The sequence below is a fragment of the Chitinophaga sp. genome (genome assembly GCF_035564935.1).
Classification (GTDB): Bacteria; Bacteroidota; Bacteroidia; order Chitinophagales; family Chitinophagaceae; genus Chitinophaga.
In genome coordinates this window covers 1-1,712 of sequence record NZ_DATMTE010000346.1, presented here as the reverse complement: position 1 = coordinate 1,712, position 1,712 = coordinate 1, and the positions used below count along the sequence as shown (strand labels likewise).

General features: G+C 43.4%; 1 protein-coding gene. It reads right to left on the bottom strand.

Annotation, left to right across the window (positions count from 1 at the left end):
• The coding region (locus VN105_RS09125) for a hypothetical protein (RefSeq protein WP_325640060.1) at positions 1-1,712 on the bottom strand (1,712 nt) is incomplete at both ends.

The window sequence follows — 1,712 nt, the reverse complement described above, 5'->3', positions numbered from 1 at the left end:
GGAGTTGCCGGTGATGTGGCCACACCTCCGGACAAATTGTAAGTTGCATAGTCATTTGCCGTATAATTATAGGTTTGATCACCCGGAACGGCATTACTTGGCGCTGAATTGTGCGTCCACAAATAGATTGTTCCATCCAATGCAGCAACATTATTGGCATAAGAAAGAAATTCGTCCAAATCTACTGCTGACGGATACGGATTACCTATCAGATTCCACTTATAATCTGCCGGCAAAGTGCTGGTGTTTCCATAAACCGGAATACTGATATCGCCATTATTCGGCACTCCTTGAAATATGGCCTCGTATTGTACCGCCGATGTAGTAGAAAAGCTCTGTGGCGCTCTCACAATATAACCTTTTGCATCTGTCATGGTTACATTTCCATTCATGTGCGTCACCCATGCCTGGCTGACCGGATTCCAGCTGTAATATTTATCTGCCATTGTTGCTGGCGACAAATTATACAATGTTTGTCCGGCAACAGGAGAAGACCAATATGTAAAATCGAGCCTTTTTACCGGTTGCGTTCTGCGTTTTGACCTGATGATGCCAATATTGGTATTGGTTGTTCCCGCAGTTTGCAGAAGGCTCGCTGTATCTTCTAATGTAAATGTAGCTGCAGGATTTATTCTCACCTGATTTGCAACAGTAACGGTATTGTCTGCATTAATTACCACATTACCGCTGTTTACCTGAAGCAGGCATCCTGAAATATCGCCTGTTGAGCTATAATTTCCGTTAAAGATTATCTTTTCGGTTCCGGCTACCGGTGCTGTTCCCGAACTCCAGGATGTCCCGTTCCAAATGTTAGAACTTCCGGAAATAACTGCCGTATCGGTTGCCTGGCATCCTGAACCGTTTGTTACAGTGGCTGTATAGGTTTGGGCTGCATCCGGATAGGCGTACACCGTTGCAATATTTCCACCTGTGTAAGGAATTGTTAAAGCGGAATCAGTATACAGTCCGGCAATTGGAGTCCATGCTACAGGGGAAGGAACTGAAGTTCCTGTAATTCTGATATCGTCAACATTCCAGCCATAATTCCAGCCAGAATAATACCTGAAGCGGACTCTAAGGTTAGGCTGATTGATATAAGCCGAAAGGTTAATCGTTACTGTGGCAAAATTTGTCGGGCTTCCCTGGTCGCTGGTATAGGTTTGTATTGCTGTCCAGACTCCATCTAAATCACCATCCGTATTGACTTCAATAATAGCCTGGTCCGGAGCCTGATAATTATCATAGTCATAATAATGCCTGAAAGTGAGGGCCAATGAGGTATAATTATAAGTACTGATTGCCGCACTCATAGTTAGTGCATTATTTGAAAAACCATTTAAATCATAAGCAGAGTCAATTGCTCCGAAATTGCTTCCAGAACTTATCGTTCCGTAACTGATGTATTGACTTGGACTTTCCTCAATATACCAGTATTCGTTAGCAGAGGAACCATAATCCTGTAACATCATTAACGTGGATGTTGACACTTCAAAGTCTTCGTAGAAAAGCGTATCTGTAGTTCCGGAATTGCTTCCTGTTGCTACCAGTTCAATTACCCCATCGCACAAACTCGCGGCAGCCGGGGTTACAGATGATGAAGGAGCAGGATATACAAAAGCATTGACAGGAAATCTCGGACTTTCACAAACGCCGTTATAGGCTGTTACATAATAGGTTTTTGTAACACTTAATGATGGTGTCACAAACGAGCC